Origin of the sequence: Clostridium sp., assembly GCF_040797585.1 — a bacterium.
Classification (GTDB): Bacteria; Bacillota; Clostridia; order Clostridiales; family Clostridiaceae; genus Clostridium_Z.
Map to the genome: position 1 here is coordinate 1 of NZ_JBFNEO010000319.1, position 1,832 is coordinate 1,832.

The 1,832-nt window shown below is 28.0% G+C and carries 2 protein-coding genes; both read right to left on the reverse strand.

What is annotated here, in order from left to right; all coding sequences use genetic code 11:
* The coding region (locus tag AB2369_RS13170) for a peptidase U32 family protein (RefSeq protein ID WP_367666927.1) at window positions 1–1,149 on the reverse strand (1,149 nt) is incomplete at its 3' end.
* Between the two features lie 108 nt (window positions 1,150–1,257).
* A partial coding sequence (locus AB2369_RS13175; RefSeq protein ID WP_367666928.1) for a hypothetical protein occupies window positions 1,258–1,832 on the reverse strand: 575 nt, incomplete at its 5' end.

Genomic DNA, 1,832 nt, shown 5'->3' on the forward strand with positions numbered 1-1,832 from the left:
GGTACTATCTAATGTTTTATATAGTTTTTCTCCCTTATTATAATTAGTTGGATTTATAACTACCCTATCTCCTTTATTTCCTTCACTTACTTCTTTATTGTTTTTTAGTATTTTAGAAATAGTAAATCCTTTCTCTCCATTTCTAATACCATCTCCTATGGAAATACCTTCTTCAAGAATTATTGTATTATCCTTAAAAACTTCTCCTATATACACCCCTGTATTTTTAGGGAAATTATAGGACATCATATCCCTTCCTTTATTTCCATAAAGGTAAGCTTTGGAGAAACCTTCTCTATTAAATAATTGTAAGAGTTTTTTCTTTTCCTTTTCCTTATCTAAAGTATTCTTTTTGTAGTAAGAGTCTATTACTTTTCTATAGCTCTCTACAACTCCAGCCACATATTCTGGTCTTTTCATTCTTCCTTCTATCTTAAGAGAATCAACACCGCTCTCTATTAAATCCTCAACATTTTCTATATTACATACATCTTTAGGACTTAAAAGATATCCCTTTCTTTCTTCCTTTGTATCCTTATTTATAAGTGTATAGGGTAGTCTGCATGGTTGAGCACATCTTCCTCTATTTCCACTTCTTCCTCCAATTAAACTACTCATTAAACATTGGCCTGAATAACAAACACATAATGCTCCATGGACAAATATCTCTGTCTCTATATCTAAATCCTTAGCTATATACTCTATATCTTTTAAAGTAAGCTCCCTTGATAAAACTATTCTTTGAAATCCATTCTTTGTAAAAAATAATGCTCCCTCTCCATTATGTATTGTAAGCTGAGTGGAAGCATGGATTTCAAAATCTTTAAAATATGTTTTTAAAATTTCTACCATTCCTAGGTCCTGAACTATTAAGGCATCTACCCCTATGGAATATAAAAAACTTATATATTCAAAAGCTTCTAATACTTCCTCTTCTTTTATTAAAGTATTTAATGCAATATGTATCTTTACCCCATATAAATGAGCATAATTCACAGCCTTCTCTAAATCTTCATTAGTAAAATTAGATGCATAAGCCCTAGCTGAAAACTTACTTCCTCCCATATAAACTGCATTACACCCTTTATTTATTGCTGCATATAAGCTCTCAAGACTTCCTGCTGGAGCTAATAATTCTATCCCCTTCATAACTTGCACCTCTCTACTATTTTTAACTTCTTATGTTTTCCACTTAATTTATTATACATTAAATAAAATTCAATGTTAATATATAAAATAGCTCATGAATCTCATGAGCTATGCTGTAAATACCTTTGATATTACTTTATCTTTAAGAGAATCTGGATATTTTTGACCATTTCTTATTATAAAATTTACTTCCTCCTCTATATCAAAATCATCACTATTTTCTATGTAACCATGTATATCCATCGGTGGTATATATTTTATCTTTTCATTTAAACATATATATTTTATTTGACTTTCTATAAGATCTTCTATAAGATCTATATATTTATTCTCATAACTTTTTAGTTTATAGAAGTTACTTGTGGTATTAAAGGATACATCCTTAGATTTTTCCTTTAAGTATTTATTAAGCTTTTTATGATTTTCAGCTTCTTTTTCTAGTAATATTAGTTTATTATTTAACTCTTCAACCTGGTCTTTATAAGAATTATTCTCTTCATAATCCTTAAATTTAATCTCTAAATTTCTAATATCTCTTTCTAGTTCATTCTTAGTTTCATTTAATATAGATTTCTCTTTTTTTAAATTAAATAGTTCCTTCTCTTTTCCTTCATTGTCTTGAAGTAAAATTCTATTTTCATTATGGAACTTTTCTATATCTTTCACTTTACTCTTAATAAGAT